The sequence below is a fragment of the Pseudomonas laurylsulfativorans genome (assembly GCF_002906155.1).
GTDB lineage: Bacteria > Pseudomonadota > Gammaproteobacteria > Pseudomonadales > Pseudomonadaceae > Aquipseudomonas > Aquipseudomonas laurylsulfativorans.
The window spans coordinates 174,173-200,563 of sequence record NZ_MUJK01000008.1; the positions used below are offsets into that span (position 1 = coordinate 174,173).

At 60.9% G+C, this 26,391-nt stretch carries 21 protein-coding genes; 11 read left to right on the forward strand and 10 right to left on the reverse strand.

The window, feature by feature from the left end; all coding sequences use genetic code 11:
* Positions 1-66 precede the first annotated feature (66 nt).
* From betA to yccS, 7 genes are all read left to right on the forward strand, one after another.
* Entirely contained in the window at positions 67-1,767 is a 1,701-nt protein-coding gene (gene betA / locus B0D71_RS22730) for a choline dehydrogenase (protein ID WP_103396711.1), read from the forward strand.
* A 268-nt stretch (positions 1,768-2,035) separates the two neighbouring features.
* The gene (locus B0D71_RS22735) at positions 2,036-3,478 is read left to right on the forward strand and encodes a TldD/PmbA family protein (RefSeq protein ID WP_103396712.1); all 1,443 of its coding nucleotides are present in this window, start codon (positions 2,036-2,038) and stop codon (positions 3,476-3,478) included.
* Positions 3,478-4,815, forward strand: a complete 1,338-nt coding sequence (locus B0D71_RS22740) for a TldD/PmbA family protein (protein ID WP_103396713.1) — start codon at positions 3,478-3,480, stop codon at positions 4,813-4,815. The genes B0D71_RS22735 and B0D71_RS22740 overlap by 1 nt, the downstream gene beginning before the upstream one ends.
* 156 nt (positions 4,816-4,971) lie before the next feature.
* Positions 4,972-6,399 carry a multidrug transporter subunit MdtD gene (gene mdtD / locus B0D71_RS22745; protein ID WP_103396714.1) on the forward strand — a complete coding sequence of 476 codons (1,428 nt, stop codon included), beginning with the start codon at positions 4,972-4,974 and terminating at the stop codon, positions 6,397-6,399.
* Between the two features lie 105 nt (positions 6,400-6,504).
* A complete protein-coding gene (gene dbpA / locus B0D71_RS22750) occupies positions 6,505-7,842 on the forward strand; it encodes an ATP-dependent RNA helicase DbpA (protein ID WP_230853210.1) in 1,338 nt (445 codons plus the stop codon).
* 154 nt (positions 7,843-7,996) lie between these two features.
* The gene (locus B0D71_RS22755) at positions 7,997-9,175 is read left to right on the forward strand and encodes a BaiN/RdsA family NAD(P)/FAD-dependent oxidoreductase (protein WP_103396715.1); all 1,179 of its coding nucleotides are present in this window, start codon (positions 7,997-7,999) and stop codon (positions 9,173-9,175) included.
* A gap of 175 nt (positions 9,176-9,350) precedes the next feature.
* Complete coding sequence (gene yccS, locus B0D71_RS22760; protein ID WP_103396716.1) at positions 9,351-11,534, forward strand: YccS family putative transporter; 2,184 nt, start codon at positions 9,351-9,353, stop codon at positions 11,532-11,534.
* 129 nt (positions 11,535-11,663) lie between these two features.
* On the opposite strand, the gene B0D71_RS22765 is transcribed toward yccS, so the two are convergent.
* Entirely contained in the window at positions 11,664-12,401 is a 738-nt protein-coding gene (locus B0D71_RS22765; RefSeq protein WP_103396717.1) for a substrate-binding periplasmic protein, read from the reverse strand.
* A gap of 257 nt (positions 12,402-12,658) precedes the next feature.
* Here B0D71_RS22765 and B0D71_RS22770 point away from each other — a divergent pair, with 257 nt between their 5' ends.
* Positions 12,659-13,111, forward strand: a complete 453-nt coding sequence (locus B0D71_RS22770) for a GNAT family N-acetyltransferase (RefSeq protein ID WP_103396718.1) — start codon at positions 12,659-12,661, stop codon at positions 13,109-13,111.
* Positions 13,112-13,207: 96 nt separating this feature from the next.
* On the opposite strand, the gene B0D71_RS22775 is transcribed toward B0D71_RS22770, so the two are convergent.
* The 3 genes from B0D71_RS22775 to B0D71_RS22785 are packed head-to-tail and all read right to left on the reverse strand — an operon-like array spanning position 13,208 to position 16,200.
* A complete protein-coding gene (locus B0D71_RS22775) occupies positions 13,208-13,504 on the reverse strand; it encodes a winged helix-turn-helix domain-containing protein (RefSeq protein WP_095964160.1) in 297 nt (98 codons plus the stop codon).
* Between the two features lie 35 nt (positions 13,505-13,539).
* Positions 13,540-14,031 carry a YgjP-like metallopeptidase domain-containing protein gene (locus B0D71_RS22780; protein WP_103396719.1) on the reverse strand — a complete coding sequence of 164 codons (492 nt, stop codon included), beginning with the start codon at positions 14,029-14,031 and terminating at the stop codon, positions 13,540-13,542.
* A 45-nt stretch (positions 14,032-14,076) separates the two neighbouring features.
* Complete coding sequence (locus tag B0D71_RS22785) at positions 14,077-16,200, reverse strand: putative bifunctional diguanylate cyclase/phosphodiesterase (protein ID WP_103396720.1); 2,124 nt, start codon at positions 16,198-16,200, stop codon at positions 14,077-14,079.
* Between the two features lie 323 nt (positions 16,201-16,523).
* On the opposite strand from B0D71_RS22785, the gene B0D71_RS22790 reads away from it, so the two are divergent.
* Positions 16,524-17,192, forward strand: coding sequence for a polysaccharide lyase family 7 protein (locus B0D71_RS22790; protein ID WP_103396721.1), 669 nt, complete (start codon positions 16,524-16,526; stop codon positions 17,190-17,192).
* Between the two features lie 218 nt (positions 17,193-17,410).
* On the opposite strand, the gene fba is transcribed toward B0D71_RS22790, so the two are convergent.
* From fba to tkt, 6 genes are all read right to left on the reverse strand, one after another.
* Entirely contained in the window at positions 17,411-18,475 is a 1,065-nt protein-coding gene (fba, locus tag B0D71_RS22795; protein WP_007981624.1) for a class II fructose-bisphosphate aldolase, read from the reverse strand.
* Positions 18,476-18,735: 260 nt separating this feature from the next.
* Positions 18,736-19,077 (reverse strand): MliC family protein, encoded by a 342-nt coding sequence (locus tag B0D71_RS22800; RefSeq protein ID WP_103396722.1) that lies wholly within the window; start codon positions 19,075-19,077, stop codon positions 18,736-18,738.
* 56 nt (positions 19,078-19,133) lie between these two features.
* Positions 19,134-19,355, reverse strand: a complete 222-nt coding sequence (locus B0D71_RS22805; protein ID WP_103396723.1) for a hypothetical protein — start codon at positions 19,353-19,355, stop codon at positions 19,134-19,136.
* 35 nt (positions 19,356-19,390) lie between these two features.
* Positions 19,391-20,554 (reverse strand): phosphoglycerate kinase, encoded by a 1,164-nt coding sequence (locus B0D71_RS22810; protein WP_103396724.1) that lies wholly within the window; start codon positions 20,552-20,554, stop codon positions 19,391-19,393.
* A 26-nt stretch (positions 20,555-20,580) separates the two neighbouring features.
* Entirely contained in the window at positions 20,581-21,639 is a 1,059-nt protein-coding gene (gene epd / locus B0D71_RS22815) for an erythrose-4-phosphate dehydrogenase (RefSeq protein ID WP_103396725.1), read from the reverse strand.
* Between the two features lie 185 nt (positions 21,640-21,824).
* Positions 21,825-23,822, reverse strand: coding sequence for a transketolase (gene tkt, locus B0D71_RS22820; protein ID WP_103396726.1), 1,998 nt, complete (start codon positions 23,820-23,822; stop codon positions 21,825-21,827).
* Positions 23,823-24,084: 262 nt separating this feature from the next.
* On the opposite strand from tkt, the gene B0D71_RS22825 reads away from it, so the two are divergent.
* Both B0D71_RS22825 and metK read left to right on the forward strand, forming a co-directional pair.
* Positions 24,085-25,080, forward strand: a complete 996-nt coding sequence (locus B0D71_RS22825; RefSeq protein WP_103396727.1) for an ArsR/SmtB family transcription factor — start codon at positions 24,085-24,087, stop codon at positions 25,078-25,080.
* 18 nt (positions 25,081-25,098) lie between these two features.
* A complete protein-coding gene (gene metK, locus B0D71_RS22830; RefSeq protein ID WP_103396728.1) occupies positions 25,099-26,289 on the forward strand; it encodes a methionine adenosyltransferase in 1,191 nt (396 codons plus the stop codon).
* Positions 26,290-26,391: the final 102 nt, after the last annotated feature.

The window sequence follows — 26,391 nt, forward strand, 5'->3', positions numbered from 1 at the left end:
CCTCGCCACAGGTTATGCAGTGTCCCAGCGACCTCGACCTGACCAACATCAAAGAGGGTGCATTCAATGTCCCAAGAATTCGACTACATCATCATCGGTGCCGGCTCGGCCGGTAACACCCTGGCGACCCGTCTGACCGAAGACGCCGGCGTCACCGTCCTGCTGCTCGAAGCGGGCGGCCCGGACTACCGTTTCGACTTCCGTACGCAAATGCCGGCCGCCCTGGCGTTCCCGCTGCAAGGCCGTCGCTACAACTGGGCCTACGAAACCGATGCCGAGCCACACATGGACGGTCGCCGCATGGAATGCGGTCGCGGCAAGGGCCTGGGCGGCTCCTCGCTGATCAACGGCATGTGCTACATCCGCGGCAACGCCATGGACTACGACGGCTGGGCGAAACTGCCAGGCCTTGAAGACTGGTCGTACCTCGATTGCCTGCCGTACTTCCGCAAGGCTGAAACCCGCGACATCGGCCCGAACGACTACCACGGTGGCGAAGGCCCGGTCAGCGTGACCACGCCCAAAGCCGGCAACAATCCGCTGTTCCACGCCATGGTTGAAGCCGGCGTGCAGGCCGGCTACCCGCGCACCGAAGACTTGAACGGCTACCAGCAGGAAGGCTTCGGCCCGATGGACCGCACCGTGACGCCGAAAGGTCGTCGTGCTTCCACCGCCCGCGGTTACCTGGACGTCGCCAAGAAGCGTTCGACCCTGACCATCGTCACCCACGCCCTGACCGACAAGATCCTGTTCGAAGGCAAGCGTGCGGTCGGCGTGCGTTACCTGGTGGGCGACGCTGAAGAGCGCGTTGAAGTCAAAGCGCGCAAGGAAGTGCTGCTGTGCTCCGGCGCCATCGCTTCGCCGCAGATCCTGCAACGCTCCGGCGTCGGCCCGGCCGAACTGCTGAACAAACTCGATATTCCGGTGGTCCACGACCTGCCGGGCGTCGGTGAAAATCTGCAGGATCACCTTGAGCTGTACCTGCAATACGCTTGCACCCAACCGGTCTCGCTGTACCCGTCGCTGCTCTGGTACAACCAGCCGGCCATCGGTGCCGAGTGGCTGTTCAACGGCACCGGCATTGGCGCCAGCAACCAGTTCGAAGCCGGCGGTTTCATCCGCACCCGTCCGGAATTCGAATGGCCGAACATCCAGTACCACTTCCTGCCTGTGGCGATTAACTACAACGGCAGCAACGGTGTGAAAGAGCACGGTTTCCAGGCGCACATGGGCTCCATGCGTTCGCCAAGCCGCGGCCGCATCCAGGCCAAGTCCAAGGACCCGCGCCAACACCCGAGCATCCTGTTCAACTACATGGCGACCGAGCAGGACTGGCAGGAATTCCGCGACGGTATCCGCCTGACCCGTGAAATCATGCAGCAGCCTGCGTTGGACGCCTTCCGGGGTCGCGAGATCAGCCCGGGCATCGAAGTGCAAACCGATGAACAGCTGGACAAGTTCATCCGCGAACACGCCGAAACCGCGTTCCACCCATCCTGCTCGTGCAAGATGGGCACCGACGAAATGGCCGTGGTCGATGGCGAAGGCCGCGTGCATGGCATGCAAGGCCTGCGTGTGGTCGATGCCTCGATCATGCCGATCATCACCACCGGCAACCTCAACGCACCAACGATCATGATGGCCGAGAAAATCGCCGACAAGATCCGTGGCCGCAAGCCATTGCCGCGCAGCACTGCCACTTACTATGTGGCCGGTGAAGCGCCAGTGAAGGGCAAGCCGGTGCGGGAAGTGAGCCAGATCGCTTAAGGCGTTACACCGCGGTACGGCTATTCGCGAGCAGGCTCGCTCCCACATTTGATCTGTGAACGACTCAGATCCTTTGTGGGAGCGAGCCTGCTCGCGAAGAGGCCTTACCAAGCAACACATATCTCCCGGTCCACCCCGGTAATCCCTCCCAACACCGCACCACCCTTGATCCTCCCCCCTCGCAGGCCTAATCTAGCGCCACGCAACCGTTTCACCCCTCCCCTCGCAACACCGCTCCATCGCCACTCCACACCCAGGAGGTTCACGAATGTTCGATTTCCATCCCCAGCTCAAGCAGCGCTTCGCTGCCTTGCGCACGGGTGCCGAATTCTTTTCCCTGCGTTACGTGCGCGAATCCGGGCAGTACCTGTCGGTGCGCAAGAACGTCGCCGAACCGCCGAGCCTGAGCCGTGACGAAGGGGCGATGCTGACCGTGCGGGTCAATGGCGTCGAGGCCTATGCGGCCACCAACGATCTGTCGCAACAAGGCCTGCAAGCCGCTCTCGAGCGTGCCGAGCTCCAGGCCCGTAGACTCAAGCCCCACGCCTTGCTGGACCTGCGCGAACAAGCCGTTTCCAGCGACCGCGCCGATTACTTTTCGCCCAACCTCGAGCAGGCCTTTCCGTCCCTGAGCGAGTGCTACCAGTTGCTCGGCACCGAATCCGCCGCCGTCCCCAGGGATGAGCGTCTGGTGAACTGGCAGGTCAGCCTCGGTATCACCCACGTCGAGCAGATCTACCTCAACAGCGCCGGCGCCGAACTGCGCCAGGCCCAACGCTTTGTGTACCCCGGCTTGGACGTCACGGCCTACGACGGTAACGACAGCCAGACCCGCAGCCTGGGCCGCGAGAACTTCGGCCAGCAAGGCGCGGCGGACGTCATCAGCCGCTGTGGCCTGATCGGTGCCGGTGCCCAGGTGGCCGACCAGGCCCTGCAATTGCTGCTGGCGCCAAACACCCCGCAGGGCAAGCGCGACCTGCTGCTGATGCCAGACCAGATGATGCTGCAAATCCACGAGTCCATCGGCCATCCGCTGGAACTGGACCGCATCCTCGGTGACGAGCGCAATTACGCCGGCACCAGTTTCGTCAAAGCAGAAGATTTCGGCCGCCTGCAATACGGTTCCGGCCTGCTCAACGTGACCTTCGATCCAGAGATCCCCGAAGAACTCGCCAGCTACGGCCATGACGACGACGGCACGCCCGCCAGCAAACAGTTCCTGATCCGTGAAGGCCTGTTGCTGCGCCCGTTGGGCGGTGCGTTGTCGCAATTCCGTGCCGGCATGGACGGCGTCGCCAACAGCCGCGCCTGCGGTTGGAACCGCCCACCGATCGATCGCATGGCCAACCTCAATATCGAGCCGGGCGATCAGTCCATCGAGCAGTTGGTCGGCGGCATCGAACACGGCGTGCTGATGTCGACCAACCGCTCCTGGTCGATCGACGATGCGCGCAACAAGTTCCAGTTTGGCTGCGAATGGGGCCAACTGATCGAAAACGGCGAACTCAAGGGTGTGGTAAAGAATCCCAATTACAGGGGCATCTCCGCGCAGTTCTGGAAAAGCCTCAGCGCCGTCGGCAACGCCAGTACCTTAAAGGTCCTTGGCACACCGAACTGCGGCAAGGGCGAACCGAACCAGGTGATCCGCGTCGGTCACGCGTCACCGGCCTGCGTGTTCAGCAACGTTGATGTATTCGGAGGAGACGCCTGATGAATCCTTCAATCAGCCAGTCCGCGTCGTTCAAGGCGCTGGTCAATAGCTTGCGTGAGGCGCTTCTCGAGCCCGAGCAGTTCACCCTCAGCTACGCCGCCGAATCGTCGGCCTTCGTGCGTTTCAACAACGCCAAGGTTCGCCAGGCCGGTCAGGTGCAGCAGGCGAGCATCGGCCTGAAACTGATTAACGAAGGCCGGCATGCCGACCTGCAAATCACGCTGGCCGGCGATCCGCAGGTGGATGCGCAGCGCCTGAGCGAGGGTCTGCAACAGCTGCGCGACACCTTGCCGCTATTGCCTGCGGACCCGTACCTGCTGCTTAACTACAACGGCTGGCAGAGCAATAACGTGCAGTCGCACCCGCTGCCGGACACCGAGGAAGTGGTCGCGCAAATCACCCAGGCCGCCGAAGGCCTGGATCTTGTCGGCTTCTACGCTGCGGGGCCGATCAGTCGTGGCTTTGCCAGTTCTTCGGGCGCCTTCGGCTGGCATCAGGCCAACAGTTTCAATTTCGACTTCAGCCTGTTCCACGAGAACGGCCAGGCCGTGAAAGCCAGCTATGCCGGGCATGACTGGAGCAACGACGGCTTTGCCAAACGCTTCCAGCAAGCTCGCGAGCAGCTTGAGTTTCTGGGTCGGCCGCTGCGCACGTTGGCACCCGGCCAGTACCGCGCCTACCTGGCGCCGGCGGCGCTGGAAGAAATCATGGGCATGCTGTGCTGGGGTGGTTTCTCGGCACAGTCGATTGCCAGCAAAAGCAGCCCGCTGCAAAAGCTCTACGGTGGCGACAGTGCGTTCAATCCGCTGGTCTCGCTGGATGAAAAAGTCACCGGCTCGCTGAGCCCGGCATTTTCCGATGAAGGTTATCCGCGCAGCGACCTGGAGTTGATCGTCAACGGCAAGGCCGGGGCACAACTGGTCAGCTCGCGCAGCGCTGCGGAGTACGGTTTGACCGCCAACGGCGCCAGCGGCGGTGAATCACCGAGCGCACTGAACATGAAAGCCGGGACATTGCCTGACACGGACATCCTCAAGCAACTGGGCACGGGGCTGTACATCAGCAACCTGTGGTACCTGAACTTCTCGGATCAACCGGCCGCACGCCTGACCGGCATGACCCGCTTTGCCACGTTCTGGGTCGAGAACGGCGAAATCCAGGCACCGGTCAGCACCATGCGTTTTGATGACAGTGCCTTCAGCCTGCTTGGATCACAGCTCGAAGCATTGACCGAGGAACGCGAGTTGCTGTTGTCGGCGAGTACCTACGGCCAGCGGGCGACGGCTTCGGCGTTGTTGCCGGGGGCGCTGGTCAGTCGTTTGACGTTAACCCTTTGAAAATATTCGCGAGCAGGCTCGCTCCCACAAGGACGACGCAAATCCTGTAGGAGCGAGCCTGCTCGCGAAAAATGTGAAGGCTGCGCATTTATTCAGACAGTACGCATCATCGCTCACGTCCATCGCGAGCAAGCTCGCTCCTACAGAAGAGGTCCCATGCCCAACCGCCCACCTCTCGACGCTGTCACCGCCCGCTGGATACCGTGGGTGGTCGCCATTGCCTTCTTCATGCAGTCCCTCGACGGGACGATTCTCAACACTGCCCTGCCAGCCATGGCCCGCGACTTGGCCGAAGACCCGTTGCGCATGCAGGGCGTGATCATCGCCTACATGCTCACGGTCGCGTTGCTGATTCCCGCTTCGGGCTGGATCGCCGATCGCTTCGGCACCAGGAAGATCTTCTTCAGTGCGATTTTGCTGTTCAGTCTCGGTTCGCTGCTCTGCGCACTGTCGACCAGCCTGACCCAGTTGATCGGTGCGCGGGTGATCCAAGGCCTGGGCGGCGCGTTGATGCTGCCGGTCGGGCGGCTGGTGGTGTTGCGCGCCTACCCCCGTTCGGAGCTGGTGCGCATCATGGGCTTCATCACCATTCCTGGACTGCTCGGCCCGTTGATCGGCCCGACCATGGGCGGCTGGATGGTGCAATACCTGACCTGGCACTGGATCTTCCTGATCAACCTGCCGGTGGGGCTGGTCGGTTGCTACGCCGTGTGGAGGTTCATCCCGGACCTGCGCGGTTCCGAGCGCACCCGCTTCGATAGCCTGGGTTTCGTGTTGTTCGGCGCGGCGATGATTCTGATCACCATTGCCATGGAAGGCTTGGGCGAACTGCACCTGCCGCACCTGCGGGTGATGTTGCTGCTGTTCGGCGGCATGGCGTGCCTCGCGGCGTACTGGTTGCGTGCCGGGCATATCGACAATCCGTTGTTCGCGCCGTCGCTTTTCAAGACCCGGACCTTTGCCGTGGGCATTCTCGGCAACCTGTTCGCCCGCCTCGGCAGCGGCGCCCTGCCCTTTCTGGTGCCGCTGCTGCTGCAAGTGGCGCTGGGCTATTCGCCGTCCCAGGCCGGGATGAGCATGCTGCCGCTAGCGGCAGCGGCAATGATCGCCAAATGGGTCGCGCGGCCGCTGATCGAGCGTCTGGGGTATCGCATCGTGCTCACCGGCAACACCCTGGCGTTGGGGATCATGCTGGCAAGCATGGGCCTGGTCAGCGAGCAGACGCCGTACTGGCTGCTGCTGTGCCAACTGGCGATCCTTGGCGCGATCAACTCCCTGCAGTTCACCGCGATGAACACCGTGACCCTGATCGACCTCGACGATGCCAGCGCCAGCAGCGGCAACAGTTTGCTCTCGGTGGTCGCGCAATTGTCCCTGAGCCTGGGCGTGGCCTGCGCCGGTGCGTTGCTCGGCGGCTTCACGGCGGAGATTGGAAACGACGGGGTAGACACGGTTCTGGGTGCCTTCCAGCTGACGTTTGTCACGGTCGGAATCATGGCGATGCTGGCCGCGACGATCTTCTCGCAGCTGTCGAGAGAAGACGGACGGCGCGTCAAACGTCCGGAAGAGCACATAGAGCCTTAGGGCGAATGGCCATCGGACTGGTACACTGCGCGACATTTTGTTTTGCAGGCCAGTCCCGTGACCACCATTGCCACCGAATTTAATACTTTGCCGCTGTCCGCCGCCATGCTGGCTAACCTCGACTCCCTCGGTTATGCCCAGATGACGCCGATCCAGGCGCAAAGCTTGCCGGTGATCCTCAAGGGGATGGACCTGATCGCCCAGGCCAAGACCGGCAGCGGCAAGACCGCCGCGTTCGGCATCGGCCTGCTGAACCCGATCAATCCGCGCTACTTCGGTTGCCAGGCGCTCATCCTGTGCCCGACCCGTGAGCTGGCTGACCAGGTCGCCAAGGAAATCCGTCGCCTGGCCCGTGCCGAAGACAACATCAAGGTCCTGACCCTGTGCGGCGGCGTGTCCCTCGGCCCGCAGATCGCTTCGCTGGAGCACGGCGCGCACATCATCGTCGGCACCCCGGGCCGTATCCAGCAGCACCTGCGCAAGGGCTCGCTGGTTCTTCATGGCCTCAACACCCTGATCCTCGACGAAGCCGACCGCATGCTCGACATGGGTTTCTACGATTCCATCGAAGAAATCATCATGCAGGCCCCGGAGCGTCGCCAGACCCTGCTGTTTTCCGCCACGTATCCGGTGGGCATCAAGCAGCTGGCCTCGAAGTTCATGCGTAACCCGCAGCAGGTGAAGGCCGAAGCGTTCCACGACGACACCCAGATCGAACAGCGCTTCTACGAGATTTCCCCGGACGACCGCATGAGCGCGGTGACCAAGGTGCTTGGCCACTTCCGCCCGGCTTCCTGCGTGGCCTTCTGCTTCACCAAGCAGCAGGTCCAGGAAACCGTCGACCACCTGACCGCCAAAGGCATCTCCGCCGTCGGCCTGCACGGCGATCTGGAACAACGTGACCGCGACCAGGTACTGGCGATGTTCGCCAACCGCAGTACTTCGGTACTGGTCGCCACCGACGTCGCCGCTCGCGGCCTCGATATCGATTCCCTGGACATGGTGATCAACGTCGAACTGGCCCGTGATTCGGAAATCCACATTCACCGCGTTGGCCGTACCGGTCGCGCCGGTGAGAAAGGCCTCGCGATCAGCCTGGTCGCACCGTCCGAAGCACAGCGCGCCCAAGCCATCGAACAATTGCAGAAAACGCCGCTGACCTGGGATCAGGTGGACAACCTCACCTCCAAGGGCGGTGGCCCGCTGCTGCCGCAGATGAGCACGCTGTGCATCGCTGCCGGCCGCAAGGACAAGGTTCGCCCGGGCGACATTCTTGGCGCACTCACCGGTGATGCCGGTATTCCGGGTGCCCAGGTCGGCAAGATCGCGATTTTCGACTTCCAGGCCTATGTGGCCGTGGAACGCGGCGTCGCCAAGCAGGCCTTGCAGCGTTTGAACGACGGCAAGATCAAGGGCCGTTCGTTGCGCGTACGCATCCTGTAAGAACAACGCACATCCCCTTGTAGGAGCGAGCTTGCTCGCGAAAAACCTGAGCTCACCGCGCTGAGCCAGGTTGCCAGCGTTATCGTTGACGCCCATCGCGAGCAAGCTCGCTCCTACAGTTTGTTTTGTGGTGAAACACCGTGAGGACACCGTTTTGCGCTCTACCGAAGTCGTGATCATTGGCGCTGGCGCCGCAGGGTTGATGTGTGCGCTGACCGCCGCCGGGCGCGGGCGCAAGGTGTTGTTGCTCGACCATGCCAACAAGGCCGGCAAGAAAATCCTGATGTCGGGCGGTGGCCGCTGCAATTTCACCAACATGTACACGGAACCGAGCAACTTTCTCTCGCAGAACGCTCACTTCTGCAAATCCGCCCTGGCCCGTTACACCCAGTGGGACTTCATCGGCATGGTGGCCAAGCACGGCGTGCCCTACCACGAGAAAAAACTCGGCCAGCTGTTCTGCGATAACAAATCCAGCGACATCCTGGAAATGCTGCTCAACGAGTGCGACCAGGTCGGTGTCAGCCTGCACCTGGACACCTCGATCCAGACCATCGAGAAGCTCGAAAGCGGCTACCTGCTGGACACCACGCTCGACCAGATAACGTGCGAATCGCTGGTGATCGCCACTGGCGGCCTGTCGATCCCGACCCTGGGCGCCACCGGCTTCGGTTACCAGGTGGCCAAACAGTTTGGCCACGAACTGCTGCCGACCCGCGCCGGTCTTGTGCCATTCACCATCACCGATCAGCTCAAGGCCCTGTGCACCGAGTTGTCCGGCACATCGGTGGATTGCCTGGTCAGCTGCAACGACCAGAGCTTTCGCGAGAACATCCTGTTCACCCACCGCGGCCTCAGCGGCCCGGCGATTTTGCAGATCTCGTCGTTCTGGGAATCCGGCGATACCGTCGAGATCAACCTGATGCCCGACCATGACGTGCCGTCCTGGCTGCAACAGCAACAGGCCGAGCGTCCCAACAGCGAACTGAAAACCCTGCTCGGGGAAATCTTCACCAAGAAGATGGCTAACCTGCTGGCGGACAACTGGTTCGTCTCCAAGCCGATGAAGCAGTACACCCACGCAGAGCTTGCCGATATCGCGGAAAAACTGGCGAGCTGGAAAGTCGTGCCGGCCGGGACGGAAGGCTATCGCACCGCCGAGGTGACCCTGGGCGGCGTCAACACCAATGAAGTGTCGTCCAAGACCATGGAATCGCTGAAAAGCCCTGGCTTGTATTTCATCGGCGAAGTGCTCGACGTGACCGGGCATCTGGGCGGCTTCAACTTCCAGTGGGCGTGGGCTTCGGGCTACGCGGCGGCGCAGTACGTCTGATCCAAAAACCTAAACACCCTCCCACAGGTTTCTCGGCCAGCCAAAAACTTGTGATCAACCCAGATCACCCATGCTCAAAGGAACAGATTTTGCTGTCTGATGTGATCGGCGCCATTGCGTCGGCGTCATTAGTGGCTCAATTTAGCGTCATTGCCTCGGAAGGCCTTCGCATTTCATGTCATCGACTTCGTTCCGCCAGTCTCTGCGTCGCCTTTGGGCGCTGGATAAATTCAGCTACAGCGTGCGGGTATTCATTGCCCTGACCGGCACCATGGCGCTGTGTTGGTATCAGGACGAGATGGGCCTGCTGATCCCGTTGTTCCTGGGGATTATCGCCAGCGCCCTGGCCGAGACCGACGACAGCTGGCAGGGCCGTCTCAATGCGCTGGCCGTGACGCTGGTGTGTTTCGCTGTCGCCGCCCTGTCTGTCGAACTGCTCTTCCCCTACCCCTCGCTATTTATCATCGCCTTCGCCCTGGCCGCGTTTTGCCTGACCATGCTCGGCGCCCTCGGCGAGCGCTATGGCGCGATTGCCTCGGCGACGTTGATCCTGTCGGTCTACACCATGATTGGCGTGGACCAGCGTGGCGGTGCCGTCATCGACGTGTGGCACGAGCCAGTGCTGCTGGTGGCCGGTGCCGCCTGGTACGGCCTGCTCTCGGTGTTATGGCAGGCGCTGTTTTCCAATCAGCCGGTGCAGCAGAGCCTGGCGCGGTTGTTCCGCGAGCTGGGTTTTTACCTGAAGCTGAAGTCCTCGCTGTTCGAGCCGATCCGGCAGATGGACGTCGAGGCGCGGCGCCTGGAACTGGCCCAGCAGAACGGCCGGGTGGTAGCGGCACTCAACGCCGCCAAGGAGATCATCCTGCACCGGGTCGGCAACGGTCGCCCCGGCTCGAAAGTCAGCCGCTACCTCAAGCTGTACTTCCTCGCCCAGGACATCCACGAGCGCGCCAGCTCATCGCACTACCCCTATAACGCCCTGGCCGATGCCTTTTTCCACAGCGACGTGCTGTTCCGCTGCCAACGCCTGCTGCGCCAGCAAGGCAAAGCCTGCCGGGCCCTGGCCGAATCGATCCAGATGCGTCAGCCGTTCACCTACGACGCCAGTTTCGCCGAAGCCCTGAGCGACCTCGACGCCTCCCTCGAACACCTGCGCGTCCAGAGCAACCCGGCCTGGCGCGGCTTGCTGCGTTCACTGCGGGCACTGGCGGCCAACCTTGGCACCCTCGACCGCTTGCTCAGCGACGCCAGCAACCCCGACGCCCTGGCGGACGCCACCGACAGCAGCTTGCTCGACCGTTCGCCGCGCAACCTCAAGGACGTTTGGCTGCGCTTACGCACGCAGCTGACGCCGACATCGCTGCTGTTCCGCCATGCCCTGCGATTGCCCCTGGCCTTGAGTATCGGCTACGCCATGGTGCATTTGATTCACCCGTCCCAAGGCTACTGGATCATCCTCACTACGCTGTTCGTCTGCCAACCGAACTACGGCGCCACCCGCCGCAAACTCGGTCAACGGATCATCGGCACCGCCATCGGCCTGACCCTGGCCTGGGCGCTGTTCGACCTGTTCCCCAATCCGCTGATCCAGTCGTGCTTCGCCATTGCCGCCGGGGTGGTGTTCTTTACCAACCGCACCACCCGCTACACCCTGGCGACGGCGGCGATCACCCTGATGGTGCTGTTCTGCTTCAACCAGGTGGGTGACGGTTACGGGCTGTTCTTGCCTCGGTTGTTCGATACCTTGCTCGGCAGCCTGATCGCCGGCCTCGCGGTGTTCCTGTTCCTGCCCGACTGGCAGGGCCGGCGCCTGAACAAAGTGCTGGCCAATACCCTGGCCTGTAACAGCATTTACCTGCGCCAGATCATGCAGCAATACGCGGCGGGCAAAAGCGACGATCTGGCTTATCGCCTGGCCCGCCGCAATGCGCACAACGCCGACGCCGCGCTGTCGACCACACTGGCCAATATGCTGATGGAGCCGGGACACTTTCGTAAGGAAGCGGATGTCGGCTTCCGCTTCCTGGTGCTGTCGCACACGCTACTCAGTTACCTGTCGGGCCTGGGCGCGCACCGGGAAACCCAACTGCCGGCAGACGTGCGTGAGCATTTGATTGAAGGAGCCGGGGTGAAACTGGCTGCGAGTATCGACGAGATTGCCCAAGGGCTGGCGAGCAAGTCTTCGATTGCGATTCAAAGCGATGAAGAAGAAGCATTGGCCAATGAACTGGAACAGATGCCTGATGAAATCGATGAAGGCCAGCGGCTGGTGCAGACGCAACTGGCGCTGATTTGTCGTCAGCTTGGGCCGTTGCGGACATTGGCGGCGCATCTCATCAAGGACACCAGTGAAGATTAAGTGACGGGCTGGCTGTGCCGGCCCCTTCGCGAGCAGGCTCGCTCCCACAAGTGTTACGCATTCCAATGTGGGAGCGAACCTGCTCGCGAAGAGGCCGGCAAAAACAACATAGATTCTGGATCAGCCGACTCACATCCCATGCTGCTTCATCAACTTGTCATAACTCCCGTCCGCCTTCATCGCCGCGATCTCGCGGTCGAAACCGGCGACGATCTGCTCGTGCTGCGGATTCTTCAGGCTGACCAGAATATGCAGGCTGTTCTCGCTCAAGGGCTTGGGCAGGAACTCCACGGCGTTACGTACCTTGGGTGACTCGCGGGCCAGGTAGTAGCGGGCGACGTATTCATCTTCCAGCGTCAGTTTGACCCGCTCCGCCGCGAGCATGCGCACCGCCATGGCGAAGCTGTGCACGGGGATCTTCTGCAATGAGTCATCGTTGTCGAACGAGGGCGAGTAAGCGTATCCACGCACGATGGCGATTGGATAAGTGTGCAATTGCTGCAGGTTATTGAATTCGATGGGCGCGTCTTTACGCTTGAGAAAACGCACGCGATTGATCAAGTACTCGCCGGAAAACTGCCCGAGTTTTGTACGCTCGTCGTTGTACCAGGCGTTGACCAGCACGTCGTATCGGCCCTCGCCCAATCCCATCAAGGCCCGCGCCCAGGGCACCTGTTCGAACTCACTGGCATAGCCGGCCCTGGCCAGTGCGGTACTGACAATGTCCGTGGCCAGCCCACCGTTGGCGAGCGTGGAATCGGTAAATGGGGGCCAGGCATCAGCGACCAACCGCAGTTTTTCTGCCGCCGCTCCCTGAACCAGCAACAGCAATCCAATCAAGGCAAAAGCTCGATGCAATCGCGGCATGCTAGAAAATCCTTAGCGGGCGGATTGCCCGACGTGTTTTCAGCCAAAACACCAAAGCCCCGTACCGGCAAGACCCGGGTACTAAACATTAGCTCATCGAAGCCATAGCACAGCGCTTGGATTCAGATTACACAAAGAAGACATCCGCGCGAAAAATGAATGATGGCATTTTGGCCTATGTCACAGATTCTTCCGCCATAAAGACTTCTGGCGTCAGTGCGCTTAGTATCGGAACGACGTTTTCAGGGAATCAAAACATGACAGTCGATTGGATCTGCAAACACCACAGCGACCTGGGCAAGGAGCAGCTGTATGCCATTTTGCAGTTGCGCGCCGAGGTGTTCGTCGTCGAGCAAAAATGCGTTTACCAGGATATCGATGGCCAGGATCTGGAAGGTGACACCTGCCACGTGATGGCCTGGGACGGTAACCGGCTGGCGGCCTACCTGAGGCTGCTTGACCCGCAATCACAGGGCGGCGACGTAGTGATCGGCCGGGTGATCATCGCCCCATACGCACGCGGCACGGGGCTTGGGCATGAGCTGATGGATCAGGCGCTGCATCAGATCGAAAAATATTGGCCCGGCCTGCCGGTCTACCTCTCGGCCCAAGCGCATTTGCAGGGGTACTACGGGCGGTACGGGTTTGTCGTGGCGGGTGAGGAGTTTGTAGAGGATGGCATTCCACACATTGGCATGCGCCGCCCTTAAAGACCCTATCGCTGGCAAGCCAGCTCCTACAAGGACGATGCAAAATCTGTAGGAGCCGGTTTGCCGGCGATGTCGTCGGCCCAGTCACCGCTGAAGTCAGGGATATTCCAGCACCGCCTTGATCTGCCGCAGATTACGCTCGATCCACCCGCGATCGATCGCTCCCCACTCGCGAATCCGATAGCGCCCCGCATGATTGCGCGCGCCCTCTTCCTGCTCGAACTCACAGACGATATCCAGGTCCGCCAGCGCCGCGATGGTGTCCTGTGCCGTGCGCCGGGGCATGCCGGTGACCTCGGTCAACGCCGGGACGCTGCAGGCCAGCCCGCTGTCGATCAGGTACGCCACGTACAGGCGGCGATAGAAACTGCTTTTGGTCTTGCTCACGTCCATCCACACACTCCTTGTTGCGATTCTCGGCGGCGTAGCTACTGCATGTCCCGCCACGTCAGGTACACCCGCACATCAAATTCCACCTGGTGATAACCCGGCAGCATGTGTTCGCACAGTTTGTAGAAGGCCTTGTTGTGGTCCGACTCCTTGAAGTGCGCCAGCTCATGCACCACGATCATTTTCAGGAACTCGCAAGGCGCTTCCTTGAACAGCGAAGCGATGCGGATTTCCTTCTTGGCCTTGAGCTTGCCACCCTGCACGCGGGAGATCGTGGTGTGCAGGCCGAGTGCGCGGTGAGTCAGGTCCAGGCGGTTGTCGAACAGCACCTTGTCGATGGCCGGGGCATTACGCAGGTACTCCTGCTTGAGGTCCAGGGCATAGGTGTACAGCGCCTTGTCGCTCTGCACCCCATGCTTTTGCGGGTAACGCTGGCTCAGGTAATCACCCAGCCGACCGTCGGCGATCAGCTGGCGCACCTGATCCTGCAAGGTAGTGGGATAGGCCTGGAGATATTTCAACACGGTCATCGGGGCGGCAATACAGGTCACTGAAAGATCGCCAGTGTAGCGAATTCAGCGGGGCAGCGCGCTCCAGTCAAACGGCTGGACAAAGACCCCGATGTCTTCGGCCATCATCGGCCGGGCCACCAGAAAACCTTGCACATACTCACAGCCGTTGGCCTGCAGCCACTCATACTGCGCGACGGTTTCCACCCCTTCGGCAATCACCAGCATGCCGTACTGTTTGCACAGGTCGATCACACTGCGCACCAGCGCCGCATCCCGTACCGACTCCGGCAACCGGGCGATCAAATGCCGGTCGAGCTTGAGGGTGTCCAGTCCCAGGTCGCGCAAGTGCACCAGGGAACACGGACCGACCCCGAAGTCATCGAGTGCCACTCGCACCCCCAGGTTGTGCAGCAGACGCAGTTGCTTGCGGGTTTCTTCGGGGTGATGCATCAAGGCCTCCTCCGTGACCTCGACTTCCAGTTGGCGCGGCTGCAAGCCATGGCGCTCCAGCACCTGACGCAACTCAGTGACCAAGTTGGGCATGCCGAATTGCGTACTGCTCAAACTGACGCCGAGCACCAGATCCTCGGCAAACATGGACTCCCAGGCTTTGCGTTGCCCGGCGCTGCGATGGTAGATCCAGCTGCCAAGACGACTGATCAGCCGGGCCTCTTCCAGTAATGGCAAAAACAACCCCGGAGGTACATCGCCAACGCTAGGATGCTGCCAGCGCAACAAGGCCTCGAAGCCACGAAGCCGCCCGTCGGCAATCGCAACCTGAGGCTGATACACCAGATTGAAATCGCGGTTCTCGATGGCTGTTCGCACACTTTCTTCGAGCATCAGCCGCGAGCGCGCCCGACCGTTCATTTCGTGATCGTAGAAGCGATATTGCTGGCGACCGGCGCGCTTGGCTTCGTACATGGCAATGTCCGCCGCCCGCAGCATCCCGTCGAGATTGGCACCACAATCGGGGAATGTAGCGATGCCGATGCTGGTACCCAGGGCGATATCGAGGCCGTCGACTTGCTGGCAGATCGACACACGCTCGATGAGTTCCTCGGCAATCTTCGCCGCTTGCTCGGGAAACTCCAGATCCAGCAGCGCGGTGAATTCGTCGCCGCCCATCCGCGCCAGAATGTCGAAGGGCCGCAAGCAGGCTTTCAACTGTTCGGAAACCCAGCGCAACACCCGATCGCCGGCATCGTGCCCGAGCGAATCATTGACGCGCTTGAAGCCGTCGAGGTCCAGGTACATCAAGACCCAGGAACTGTCGGAACGCTCACCGCGTAATAGCAGGTTCTCTACGGTCTGGTAGAAACCCCGGCGGTTGAGCAATCCGGTCAGTGGATCGGTGACTGCCTGGAATTCCAGTTGCTGATGCAGATGGCGCACCACCGACATGTCCAGCACCGTTACTACCATTGCATGTTGTTCGGCGGGTAATGGCGCGCAGGACAAGGCCACCGGCACCTGCTGGCCGCGGGTCGTACGCAGCAGGGCATCGTGCAGACGCAAGGTCTCGCCGCGTTTGTAGCCCGTGAAGAATTCGGAATCGGCCCAGATCGGGACATGTGGTTTTTGCAGGTAGTCCAGAAATTCCTTGCCTTGCAGGTCCTGCACGGGGGCATTGAGCAGTCGTGACATTGCCGGGTTGGCAAAGCGAATCAGACCGTCCTCCCCCAACACCAGAATGCCTTCGGCAGCGTTATCCAGCACCGACGCATTAAAGGCACGAGCGGATTCCAGATCATGACTCAGGCGCTGCAAGGCCCGGCGGTTACGCTGGTGTTCGAGCAACGCCTGGACCTTGGGCGTGAAGATCTGCGGGTCGAACGGCTTGAACAGGTAATCCACCGCACCACTGGCATAGCCCTTGATCACCGCATCCTGGGACTGTTCGTTGGCGGTCAGGAAAATGATCGGCGTGAGACGGGTCCGCTGGCTACCGCGCATCAAGCGCGCCACTTCATAACCGTCCATGCCCGGCATCTGCACGTCCAGCAGCACCAGGTCGATATCGTGTTCAAGCAACAAGCCGAGGGCTTCGAAACCCGAGGCTGCGGTAATGACCCGCCAGTCCTGGCGCTGTAACAACGCGCGCATGCTGATCAGGTTTTCAGGGTAATCGTCGACAACTAAAAGGGTTGAGCCGCCTTCTACTGGCGTGGGTTGCGCGCATTCCATGCTGCTTCTCTAATTGCGGGGGTGTCAGGCCGGTTTCTCGTGAAAACCGGACAAATACTGTGCTTTCACTCTAGACCCGTTCTGCAAAAGCAGAAGGTGTCAGTGAGCCATCATTTAATCATTGTGTCTTTTTACCGACTAACGGTCGAATGTTTGGTCCGATGGAAACCGGGAAAGATGGCATTTCGACAGGATGTTGACGTCAACCACCCGTCAGACGGGCGTTAACAAAATCCCCCACTACGCTTATAAAGGCCGCCCCAAAGGTGCGGCCTAGAGCTTCTGGCACGTCCGTGCAGCATGAATCAAGTGGAAGAACCGACATGATCGATCTTGCAACCTGGAACCTCAGCGTCCCCGTCGGCAGCCCGCCGTACACCGTCGAAACCGCCAAGCTGGTAGATGGTTTCAAGGATCAATACTTCCATTCCGACACCGGCACATTGTTTTTCTGGACGCCCGTGACCGGCTCCCGTACGGAGAACGCGATTTATCCGCGCACCGAATTGCGCGAAACCTACAGCAACGGCACGTTGAAAAACTGGTATTACCCGGAGGCCGACAATTTGCTGTACGCCACGCTGGCAGTGAACCAGGTGCCCAGTTCCGGGAAAGTCGTCATCGGCCAGATCCATGCCTATCAAAGCCAGAAACCGCTGGTGAAGGTCGAGTACCAATACAAAGCCAAGACCGGCACCGGCAATATCGTCGCCAAGGTCCGGATGCATCCCGACGATGATGAGGGCCGGGTGATCATCGTGGCGACGGGGGTGAAACTCGATCAGCAGTTCAACTATCTCATCCACCTCAGCCCCGGTGGCGCCTTGGGCATCAGCGCGGCAGGATATCAATGGGATACGCAAATCAGCGCCACCTGGCGCGACAAACCGCTGTACTTCAAGGCTGGGGTGTATGTGCAGGACAACACCGGGTACACCTCTGAAGGCGGGAAAGTGACCTTCAGCAAGCTGGATATCGATCACGACAAGTAGAGGGTATGGCCAGCCATTGTGGCGAGGGGGCTTACCCCCGTTGAGCTGTGAAGCGGCCCCAAACAGGTCAATCCGTTTTGTTTAGAAAAAGTGCATTTGTCGATTTTACGGCGGCTGCGCCACCGAACGGGGGCAAGCCCCCTCGCCACATTGGATCATCGCCCACAAAAAACCCGCCTCTCGGCGGGTTTTTCATCAAGGCAGTTTAACGCTCAGGCTTAGTTGACCTTGGCGTTCAACTCACCCTTCAGGTAACGCTGATACATGCCTTCCAGCGAGATCGCCTTGATCTTCGAAGCGTTGCCGGCAGTACCGAAGGCTTCGTAGCGAGCGATACACACGTCGCGCATGGCGGTCACGGTGGCGCCGAAGAATTTGCGCGGGTCAAACTCGCTCGGGTTGGTGGCCATCAGGCGACGCATTGCGCCAGTGGATGCCAGACGCAGGTCGGTGTCGATGTTGACCTTGCGCACGCCGTGCTTGATGCCTTCGACGATTTCTTCAACCGGTACGCCGTAGGTTTCTTTGATGTCGCCGCCGTACTGGTTGATGATCGCCAGCCACTCTTGCGGAACCGAAGACGAACCGTGCATCACCAAGTGAGTGTTCGGAATGCGCTTGTGGATTTCCTTGATGCGGTCGATCGCCAGCACGTCGCCGGTAGGTGGCTTGGTGAACTTGTAGGCGCCGTGGCTGGTACCGATGGCGATGGCCAAGGCATCAACCTGAGTGCGTTTTACGAAGTCAGCGGCTTCTTCCGGGTCGGTCAGCATCTGGCTGTGATCCAGAACGCCTTCGGCGCCGATGCCGTCTTCTTCACCAGCCATGCCGGTTTCCAGCGAACCCAGGCAGCCCAGCTCGCCTTCTACCGAAACGCCGCAGGCGTGGGCCATGGCAACGGTCTGCTGGGTAACGCGCACGTTGTAGTCGTAGTCGGTCGGGGTCTTGCCGTCTTCGCCCAGGGAACCGTCCATCATCACCGAGCTGAAGCCCAGTTGGATGGAGCGCTGGCAGACGTCAGGGCTGGTGCCGTGGTCCTGGTGCATGCACACCGGGATGTGCGGGAATTCTTCGATGGCTGCCAGGATCAGGTGACGCAGGAACGGTGCACCGGCGTATTTGCGAGCACCGGCCGAAGCCTGGACGATCACCGGGGAGTCAGTCTTGTCAGCGGCTTCCATGATGGCGCGCATCTGCTCAAGGTTGTTGACGTTGAAAGCTGGGACGCCGTAGCCGAACTCGGCTGCGTGGTCCAGCATCTGGCGCATGCTGATAAGTGCCATTGTGTGTATCTCTCCCGGTTGAGGGTCGTTAATCGTGCCAGCCTGCCGTAGCGGCGGCGGCTATTCAAGTTATTGCAGATCGGGGGTTGGCCCGGGCTGCGAATTCGGTGCTGCGAAAATCTCAAGAACTTCCCCGGAACCCCTGTGGGAGCGAGCCTGCTCGCGATGGTGGCCCAGACAACGCGGACATTCAGGTACCCAGCGTTATCGTTAACGACCATCGCGAGCAGGCTCGCTCCTACAGGTACGGCGTAGTCCGTTTATTGCGCTTTACAGCCACGGCCAATCAAATCATTGGTGGCGACCCAGTAAACCAGGCCTTCCTCACCTTTTATGTGAAACGCCAGCATGTCATTGCTGTACAGCGAACCCGATGCACCCGGTTCCTGCTTCAGACGGTAGACCTGATCGGCACCGCCCAGGCGCACGTCGACTTCCCTAAGGCTGTCGTCGGTGTAGCGCCACAGCACTTTGGCCTGGCTGTCGCAGGTCCAGGTGGTCCAGTTATCCACAGGTGCGGACGACTGGAACGGATTCAACTGATTGAACTGAGCACAACCGGCCAATAGCGCCAGCGCCGTCACGGCGATAAAACCTTTCATCCGTGTCCCTCGGCTGACGGCGCACGCGGCCAGCCCTGAGTAAAGAGTCAGACCCGTCAAGGACAACCATGTTCCTTGGCGGGTGTCCGGGTCTCGTATTTGTCCAGGCCCTCGGGCCCGGAACGCTTGTTGAGCACCGGGTTGGTTTCGGCCTGCCAGTCAGCCTGGTAACAGCCTTTATCCGACTCGGACGGCGCAGGTTCCGGCAGGGCCTTCGGGTTACTCCCGCACGCTACCAGTGAACCCGCGACGATCAACAGCGCTAACGTCTTGACCATTTCAACACTCCCTTGCCTGGTCAAACGGGCGACCCTCAGGCCTTGGCCCGGCTTTCCAGGACTTCAACAGCTGGCAACACTTTGCCTTCGACGAATTCGAGGAACGCGCCACCACCGGTAGAAATGTAGGAGATCTGCTCGGCCACACCATACTTGTCGATGGCGGCCAGGGTGTCGCCACCACCGGCAATGGAGAACGCCGCGCTGTCTGCGATGGCCTGGGCCAGCACTTTGGTGCCATTACCGAATTGATCGAATTCGAACACGCCGACCGGGCCGTTCCACAGGATGGTCTTGGACGACTTCAGCAGCTCGGCGAAATTGGCAGCAGTCTGCGGGCCGATGTCGAGGATCATGTCGTCGGCAGCGACGTCAGCGATCAGCTTGACGGTCGCAGTGGCGCTTTCAGCGAACTCCTTGGCAACCACGACGTCCACCGGCAGCGGTACGCTGACTTTGGCGGCGATGGCGCGAGCCGTGTCGAGCAGGTCCGGCTCGTACAGCGACTTGCCGACCGGGTGACCGGCAGCGGCCAGGAAGGTGTTGGCAATGCCGCCGCCGACGATCAACTGGTTGCAGATCTGACTCAGGCTGTTCAGGACGTCGAGTTTGGTCGACACCTTGGAGCCGGCAACAATGGCAGCCATTGGCTGGGCCGGAGCGCCCAGGGCCTTGCCCAGAGCATCCAGTTCAGCCGCCAGCAGCGGGCCGGCAGCGGCGACTTTGGCGAACTTGGCCACGCCGTGGGTCGAACCCTCGGCACGGTGAGCGGTGCCGAAGGCATCCATCACGAACACGTCGCACAGGGCGGCGTATTGCTGGGCCAGTTCGTCGGCGTTCTTTTTCTCGCCTTTGTTGAAGCGCACGTTTTCGAACAGCACGATGTCGCCGGCCTTGACGTCGACGCCGCCCAGGTAGTCGGCCACCAGCGGCACTTCACGGCCCAGCGCCTTGCTCAGGTAGTCGGCGACAGGCTTGAGGCTGTTCTCGGCCGAGAACTCGCCTTCGGTCGGACGGCCAAGGTGTGAGCAGACCATCACGGCCGCGCCTTTTTCCAGGGCCAGCTTGATGGTCGGCAGCGAGGCCAGGATACGCGCATCGCTGGTGACAACACCGTCCTTGACTGGGACGTTGAGGTCTTCGCGGATCAATACGCGCTTACCTTGCAGATCGAGGTCGGACATCTTCAACACGGTCATGGGTCGCATTTCCTGAGTAGCTGATCTTAGAGAGCAGGTTTTTTTGAAGTCGCTGTTTGCAGATAGTGCTCTGCAACGTCCAGCATTCGGTTGGCAAAACCCCATTCGTTGTCGAACCAGGCCAGGATGTTCACCAGCCGTGGGCCGGAAACTCGGGTCTGACTGGCATCGACGATCGCCGAATGTGGGTCATGGTTGAAATCACAGCTTGCATGAGGCAACTCGGTATAGGCCAGCAGGCCTTTGAGCGGGCCGCTGGTGGCGGCTTCGCGCAGGATTCGGTTGACCTCGGTGGCGTCGGTCGCAGTGGCGGTCTGCATCGTGATATCGAGGCAGGACACGTTGACCGTCGGCACCCGCACGGCTTTGGCCTGAATTCGTCCGGCAAGTTCCGGCAACAGGCGCTCGATACCACGCGCCAGACCGGTGGACACCGGAATCACCGACTGAAACGCCGAACGGGTGCGGCGCAGGTCTTCATGGTGATAGGCATCGATGACCGGCTGATCGTTCATCGCCGAGTGAATGGTGGTGATCGACACGTAATCCAGGCCAATGGCCTGATTCAGCAGGCGCAGCAGCGGCACGCCGCAGTTGGTGGTGCAGGACGCGTTGGACACCAGCAGTTCGTCGCCAGTCAGGCAATCCTGGTTCACGCCGTAGACGATGGTGGCGTCGACATCGGTCTCGCTGGCCATCGGCTGGGAAAACAGCACGCGCGGAGCGCCAGCGTCGAGGAAACGCTGGCCGTCTTCGCGAGTGTGATAAGCGCCGGAGCACTCCAGCACCAGATCGACGCCCAGGGACGCCCAATCGATGCCTTCGGGGGTGGCACTGCGCAGGACCTTCACGCAGTCGCCATTAATATGCAGACAATCGCCGTCGACTTTCACTTCGCCGGGAAAACGCCCGTGGGTGGAGTCGAAGCGTGTCAGGTATTCGATGCTGGCCATGTCCGCCAGATCATTGATCGCGACAATCTCGAACCCGGCCTTTTCGCCTCGCTCGAACAACGCACGCAAGACGCAACGACCAATCCGGCCGTAGCCGTTGAGTGCAACTTTGTAGGGACGCGGTTGAGGCATGGGGTTCTCGATAGACGCAGTCAGACGAATTTTCGCTAACAACACATCCTTGTAGGAGCGAGCTTGCTCGCGATGGACTTCAGGACAACGCGCTCATCCAGACAGCCAGCGTTATCGTTAACGACCATCGCGAGCAAGCTCGCTCCTACAGGAGATCGCGGCGGCCAGGGCCACCGCGTCGTGTTTTAGTCTTCCAGTAGCTCTTCAGCCTGACCCAGGATGTTTTCCAGGGTGAAGCCGAACTCTTCGAACAAGGCCGACGCAGGCGCCGACTCGCCGTAGGTGGTCATGCCGATCACGCGGCCTTCCAGGCCCACGTACTTGTACCAGTAGTCCGCGTGAGCGGCCTCGATGGCGATACGGGCGCTGACCTGCAACGGCAGGACCGCTTGCTTGTAGCCGGCGTCCTGGGCATCGAACACGCTGGTGCACGGCATGGAAACCACACGCACCTTGCGGCCCTGCTCGGTCAGCTTGTCGAAGGCCTGAACGGCCAGACCGACTTCCGAACCGGTAGCGATCAGGATCAGTTCCGGCTCACCCGCGCAGTCTTTCAGTACATACCCACCGCGGCTGATGTCGGCGATCTGGCCGGCATCACGGGTTTGGTGCTGCAGGTTCTGACGCGAGAAGATCAGGGCCGAAGGACCGTCCTTGCGCTCCAGCGCGTACTTCCAGCTCACCGCCGATTCAACGGCGTCGGCTGGACGCCAGGTATCGAGGTTCGGCGTGCAGCGCAGGCTGGCCAGTTGCTCGATTGGCTGGTGAGTCGGGCCGTCTTCGCCCAGACCGATGGAGTCGTGGGTGTAGACATGGATCACTCGCTGCTTCATCAGGGCCGACATGCGTACCGCGTTGCGCGCGTATTCCATGAACATCAGGAAGGTCGCGCCGTAAGGCACCAGGCCGCCGTGCAGGGCAACGCCGTTCATGATTGCGGTCATGCCGAACTCGCGCACGCCGTAGTACATGTAGTTGCCGCTGGCATCTTCGGCGGTGACGCCCTTGCAACCTTTCCACAGGGTCAGGTTGGAACCGGCCAGGTCAGCCGAACCGCCGAGGAACTCAGGCAGCAGCGGGCCAAATGCGTTCAGCGCATTCTGGCTGGCTTTACGGCTGGCGATGGTTTCGCCCTTGGCAGCCACTTCGGCGATGTAGGCATCGGCTTTTTCGCTGAAGTCAGCCGGCAACTCGCCGCTCAGGCGACGGACCAGTTCGTTGGCTTCAGTCGGGAAAGCGGCGGAGTAAGCAGCGAAACGCTGGTCCCACTCGGCTTCGACAGCTTTACCTGCTTCCTTGGCGTCCCACTCGGCGTAGATATCGGCCGGGATTTCGAACGGGCCGTGGTTCCACTTCAGCGCAGCGCGGGTCAGGGCGATTTCCGCGTCACCCAGCGGGGCGCCGTGGCAATCTTCCTTGCCTTGCTTGTTCGGCGAACCGAAGCCGATGGTGGTCTTGCAGCAGATCAGGGTCGGCTGCTCGCTCTTGCGGGCCGTCTCGATCGCAGTCTTGATCTCTTCCGGGTCGTGACCGTCGACATTGCGGATCACTTGCCAGTTGTAGGACTCGAAACGCTTCGGCGTGTCGTCGGTGAACCAGCCTTCGACTTCGCCATCGATGGAAATGCCGTTGTCATCGTAGAAGGCGATCAGTTTGCCCAGGCCCAGGGTACCGGCCAGGGAAGCGACTTCGTGGGAAATGCCTTCCATCATGCAGCCATCACCCAGGAACACATAGGTGTGGTGATCGACGATGTTGTGGCCAGGACGGTTGAATTGCGCCGCCATGACTTTTTCAGCCAAGGCAAAGCCCACGGCGTTGGCCAGGCCCTGGCCCAGTGGACCGGTGGTGGTTTCTACGCCCGGGGTGTAGCCCAATTCAGGGTGGCCCGGGGTGCGGCTGTGCAGTTGACGGAACTGTTTCAGGTCATCGATCGACAGGTCGTAGCCGGTCAGGTGCAGCAGCGAGTAGATCAGCATCGAGCCGTGGCCGTTGGACAGCACGAAGCGGTCGCGGTCGGCGAACGATGGATTGCTCGGGTTGTGCTTGAGGTAGTCGCGCCAAAGTACCTCGGCGATATCCGCCATACCCATTGGGGCACCGGGATGGCCGCTGTTGGCTTTTTGCACGGCATCCATGCTGAGGGCACGAATGGCGTTGGCACGCTCACGACGGCTAGGCATCGCTGTTCTCCTGGGGGACTTGAATAAAACGAAACGGAAAAAAGGCGAGCATTTTCCCTCACCCGGACGCCTCGGGGCAATGACAGATAGTCATCTGGAGGCGTTTTTCCCATGGATAACGACGTATTCGCTTGGTGAAACCTTTCCGCCGTCCGTTTGTTGACTGAAGCTAAGGCCTGGAAGTGCCATCTATCGAGCAATATCAAAACTTTTTGATATTGCTCTTGCGATGCCTTCGACCCGTGACTAGACTGCCGGCCTTATGAATTTACGCGTGCCCTCCATTCAACATGACGATTGCGATGAGCTGGCAGCCTTGTGCAAGGCTGGCGGCGATCCCTTGCGGTTGAATGTTTTGCGCGCGCTGGCCAACGATTCGTTCGGCGTGCTGGAACTGGCGCAGATCTTCGGCATCGGCCAGTCCGGCATGAGCCACCACCTCAAGGTGCTGGCCCAGGCCGACCTGGTGGCAACGCGCCGCGAAGGCAACGCGATCTTCTACCGTCGCGCCCTGCCCCACACCGAACTGTTGGGCGGCAAATTGCACGCGGCCCTGCTCGAAGAAGTGGACAACCTGACGCTGCCGGCCGACGTACAGTCGCGCATCACCCAGGTCCATGGGCAACGCGCGGCGGCCAGCCAGGACTTTTTCTCACGGGTGGCGGAGAAGTTTCGCGCCCAGCAAGACTTGATCGCCGGCCTGCCGCAGTACCGCGAAAGCGTGGTGGCCCTGCTCGACAAGCTGAGTTTCGACAAAGACGCCACGGCCATTGAAGTCGGCCCCGGCGATGGCGCATTCCTGCCGGAGTTGGCGCGCCGCTTCTCGCAAGTCACGGCGCTGGATAACAGCAGCGCGATGCTCGAACTGGCGCGCCAGGTCTGCGAGCGCGACAAGCTGACTAACGTTAGCCTGCAACTGGCCGATGCATTGAACGGCGTCAGCCTCAAGGCCGATTGCGTGGTGCTGAACATGGTGCTGCACCATTTTGCCGCGCCGGCCGATGCGCTCAAGCACATGGCCCACTTGCTGCAACCAGGCGGTAGCCTGTTAGTGACAGAGTTATGTAGCCACAACCAGAGTTGGGCCAAGGAGGCCTGCGGTGATCTCTGGCTGGGGTTTGAACAGGACGATCTGGCCCGTTGGGCCACCGCTGCGGGACTCGTTCCCGGGGAAAGCCTCTATGTAGGCTTACGTAATGGTTTCCAGATCCAGGTCCGCCATTTTCAGCGGCCGGCTGGCGACACTCACCATCGGTAATTTCAGGAAAAAATCGAGATGAGCGAATACTCCCTTTTCACCTCCGAGTCCGTGTCTGAAGGGCATCCGGACAAAATCGCCGACCAGATTTCTGATGCGGTGCTGGACGCCATCATTGCTGAAGACAAGTTCGCCCGTGTGGCGTGCGAGACTCTGGTGAAAACGGGCGTGGCCATCATCGCCGGCGAAGTCACCACTTCGGCCTGGGTTGACCTGGAGCAGATCGTTCGTGACGTGATCACCAACATCGGCTACACCAGCTCCGACGTCGGTTTCGACGGCGCCACCTGCGGCGTGATGAACATCATCGGCAAGCAGTCCCCTGACATCAACCAGGGTGTTGACCGGGCCAAGCCTGAAGATCAGGGCGCCGGCGACCAGGGCCTGATGTTCGGCTACGCCAGCAACGAGACCGACGTGCTGATGCCAGCACCGATCACCTTCTCGCACCAGCTTGTACAAAGGCAAGCTGAAGCCCGTAAATCCGGCCTGCTGCCTTGGCTGCGTCCGGACGCCAAGTCGCAAGTCACCTGCCGCTACGAAAACGGCAAGGTTGTCGGTATCGACGCTGTTGTTCTGTCGACCCAGCACAACCCGGAAGTGTCGTACAACGACCTGCGCGAAGGCGTGATGGAGCTGATCGTCAAGCACGTGCTGCCTGCCGAACTGCTGAGCAAAGACACCCAGTTCCACATCAACCCGACTGGCCAGTTCATCATTGGCGGCCCGGTGGGTGACTGCGGCCTGACCGGTCGCAAGATCATCGTCGACAGCTACGGCGGCATGGCTCGTCACGGCGGTGGCGCATTCTCCGGTAAGGATCCATCGAAGGTTGACCGTTCGGCGGCCTACGCCGGTCGTTACGTGGCCAAGAACATCGTTGCCGCCGGCCTGGCCGAGCGCTGCGAGATTCAGGTGTCCTACGCCATCGGCGTTGCCCAGCCGACGTCAATCTCGTTGAACACCTTCGGCACCGGCAAGATCAGCGATGACAAGATCGTCAAACTGGTCCGCGAAGTGTTCGACCTGCGTCCATACGCGATCACCACCATGCTTGACCTGCTGCACCCGATGTATCAGGAAACCGCTGCGTACGGCCACTTCGGTCGCACCCCGGCAACCAAGACCGTTGGCGAAGATACCTTCACCACGTTCACCTGGGAAAAAACCGACCGCGCCGACGCCCTGCGTTCTGCTGCCGGCCTGTAATACTCCCCCGCAACACCGAAAAGCCCCGCACGGTTCGCGCCCTGCGGGGCTTTTTATTGGCTGCGTTTGAGACCGCGTGGCCGCCGGAAATACCCGGCAAAA

Bases quoted from the DNA above. Each gene is read 5' to 3' on its own strand.
- betA (WP_103396711.1), top strand. From the start codon at position 67: ATGTCCCAAGAATTCGACTACATCATCATCGGTGCCGGCTCGGCCGGT.
- B0D71_RS22735 (WP_103396712.1), top strand. From the start codon at position 2,036: ATGTTCGATTTCCATCCCCAGCTCAAGCAGCGCTTCGCTGCCTTGCGC.
- B0D71_RS22740 (WP_103396713.1), top strand. From the start codon at position 3,478: ATGAATCCTTCAATCAGCCAGTCCGCGTCGTTCAAGGCGCTGGTCAAT.
- mdtD (WP_103396714.1), top strand. From the start codon at position 4,972: ATGCCCAACCGCCCACCTCTCGACGCTGTCACCGCCCGCTGGATACCG.
- dbpA (WP_230853210.1), top strand. From the start codon at position 6,505: ATGCTGGCTAACCTCGACTCCCTCGGTTATGCCCAGATGACGCCGATC.
- yccS (WP_103396716.1), top strand. From the start codon at position 9,351: ATGTCATCGACTTCGTTCCGCCAGTCTCTGCGTCGCCTTTGGGCGCTG.
- B0D71_RS22765 (WP_103396717.1), bottom strand. From the start codon at position 12,401: ATGCCGCGATTGCATCGAGCTTTTGCCTTGATTGGATTGCTGTTGCTG.
- B0D71_RS22770 (WP_103396718.1), top strand. From the start codon at position 12,659: ATGACAGTCGATTGGATCTGCAAACACCACAGCGACCTGGGCAAGGAG.
- B0D71_RS22775 (WP_095964160.1), bottom strand. From the start codon at position 13,504: ATGGACGTGAGCAAGACCAAAAGCAGTTTCTATCGCCGCCTGTACGTG.
- B0D71_RS22780 (WP_103396719.1), bottom strand. From the start codon at position 14,031: ATGACCGTGTTGAAATATCTCCAGGCCTATCCCACTACCTTGCAGGAT.
- B0D71_RS22785 (WP_103396720.1), bottom strand. From the start codon at position 16,200: ATGGAATGCGCGCAACCCACGCCAGTAGAAGGCGGCTCAACCCTTTTA.
- B0D71_RS22790 (WP_103396721.1), top strand. From the start codon at position 16,524: ATGATCGATCTTGCAACCTGGAACCTCAGCGTCCCCGTCGGCAGCCCG.
- fba (WP_007981624.1), bottom strand. From the start codon at position 18,475: ATGGCACTTATCAGCATGCGCCAGATGCTGGACCACGCAGCCGAGTTC.
- B0D71_RS22800 (WP_103396722.1), bottom strand. From the start codon at position 19,077: ATGAAAGGTTTTATCGCCGTGACGGCGCTGGCGCTATTGGCCGGTTGT.
- B0D71_RS22805 (WP_103396723.1), bottom strand. From the start codon at position 19,355: ATGGTCAAGACGTTAGCGCTGTTGATCGTCGCGGGTTCACTGGTAGCG.
- B0D71_RS22810 (WP_103396724.1), bottom strand. From the start codon at position 20,554: ATGACCGTGTTGAAGATGTCCGACCTCGATCTGCAAGGTAAGCGCGTA.
- epd (WP_103396725.1), bottom strand. From the start codon at position 21,639: ATGCCTCAACCGCGTCCCTACAAAGTTGCACTCAACGGCTACGGCCGG.
- tkt (WP_103396726.1), bottom strand. From the start codon at position 23,822: ATGCCTAGCCGTCGTGAGCGTGCCAACGCCATTCGTGCCCTCAGCATG.
- B0D71_RS22825 (WP_103396727.1), top strand. From the start codon at position 24,085: ATGAATTTACGCGTGCCCTCCATTCAACATGACGATTGCGATGAGCTG.
- metK (WP_103396728.1), top strand. From the start codon at position 25,099: ATGAGCGAATACTCCCTTTTCACCTCCGAGTCCGTGTCTGAAGGGCAT.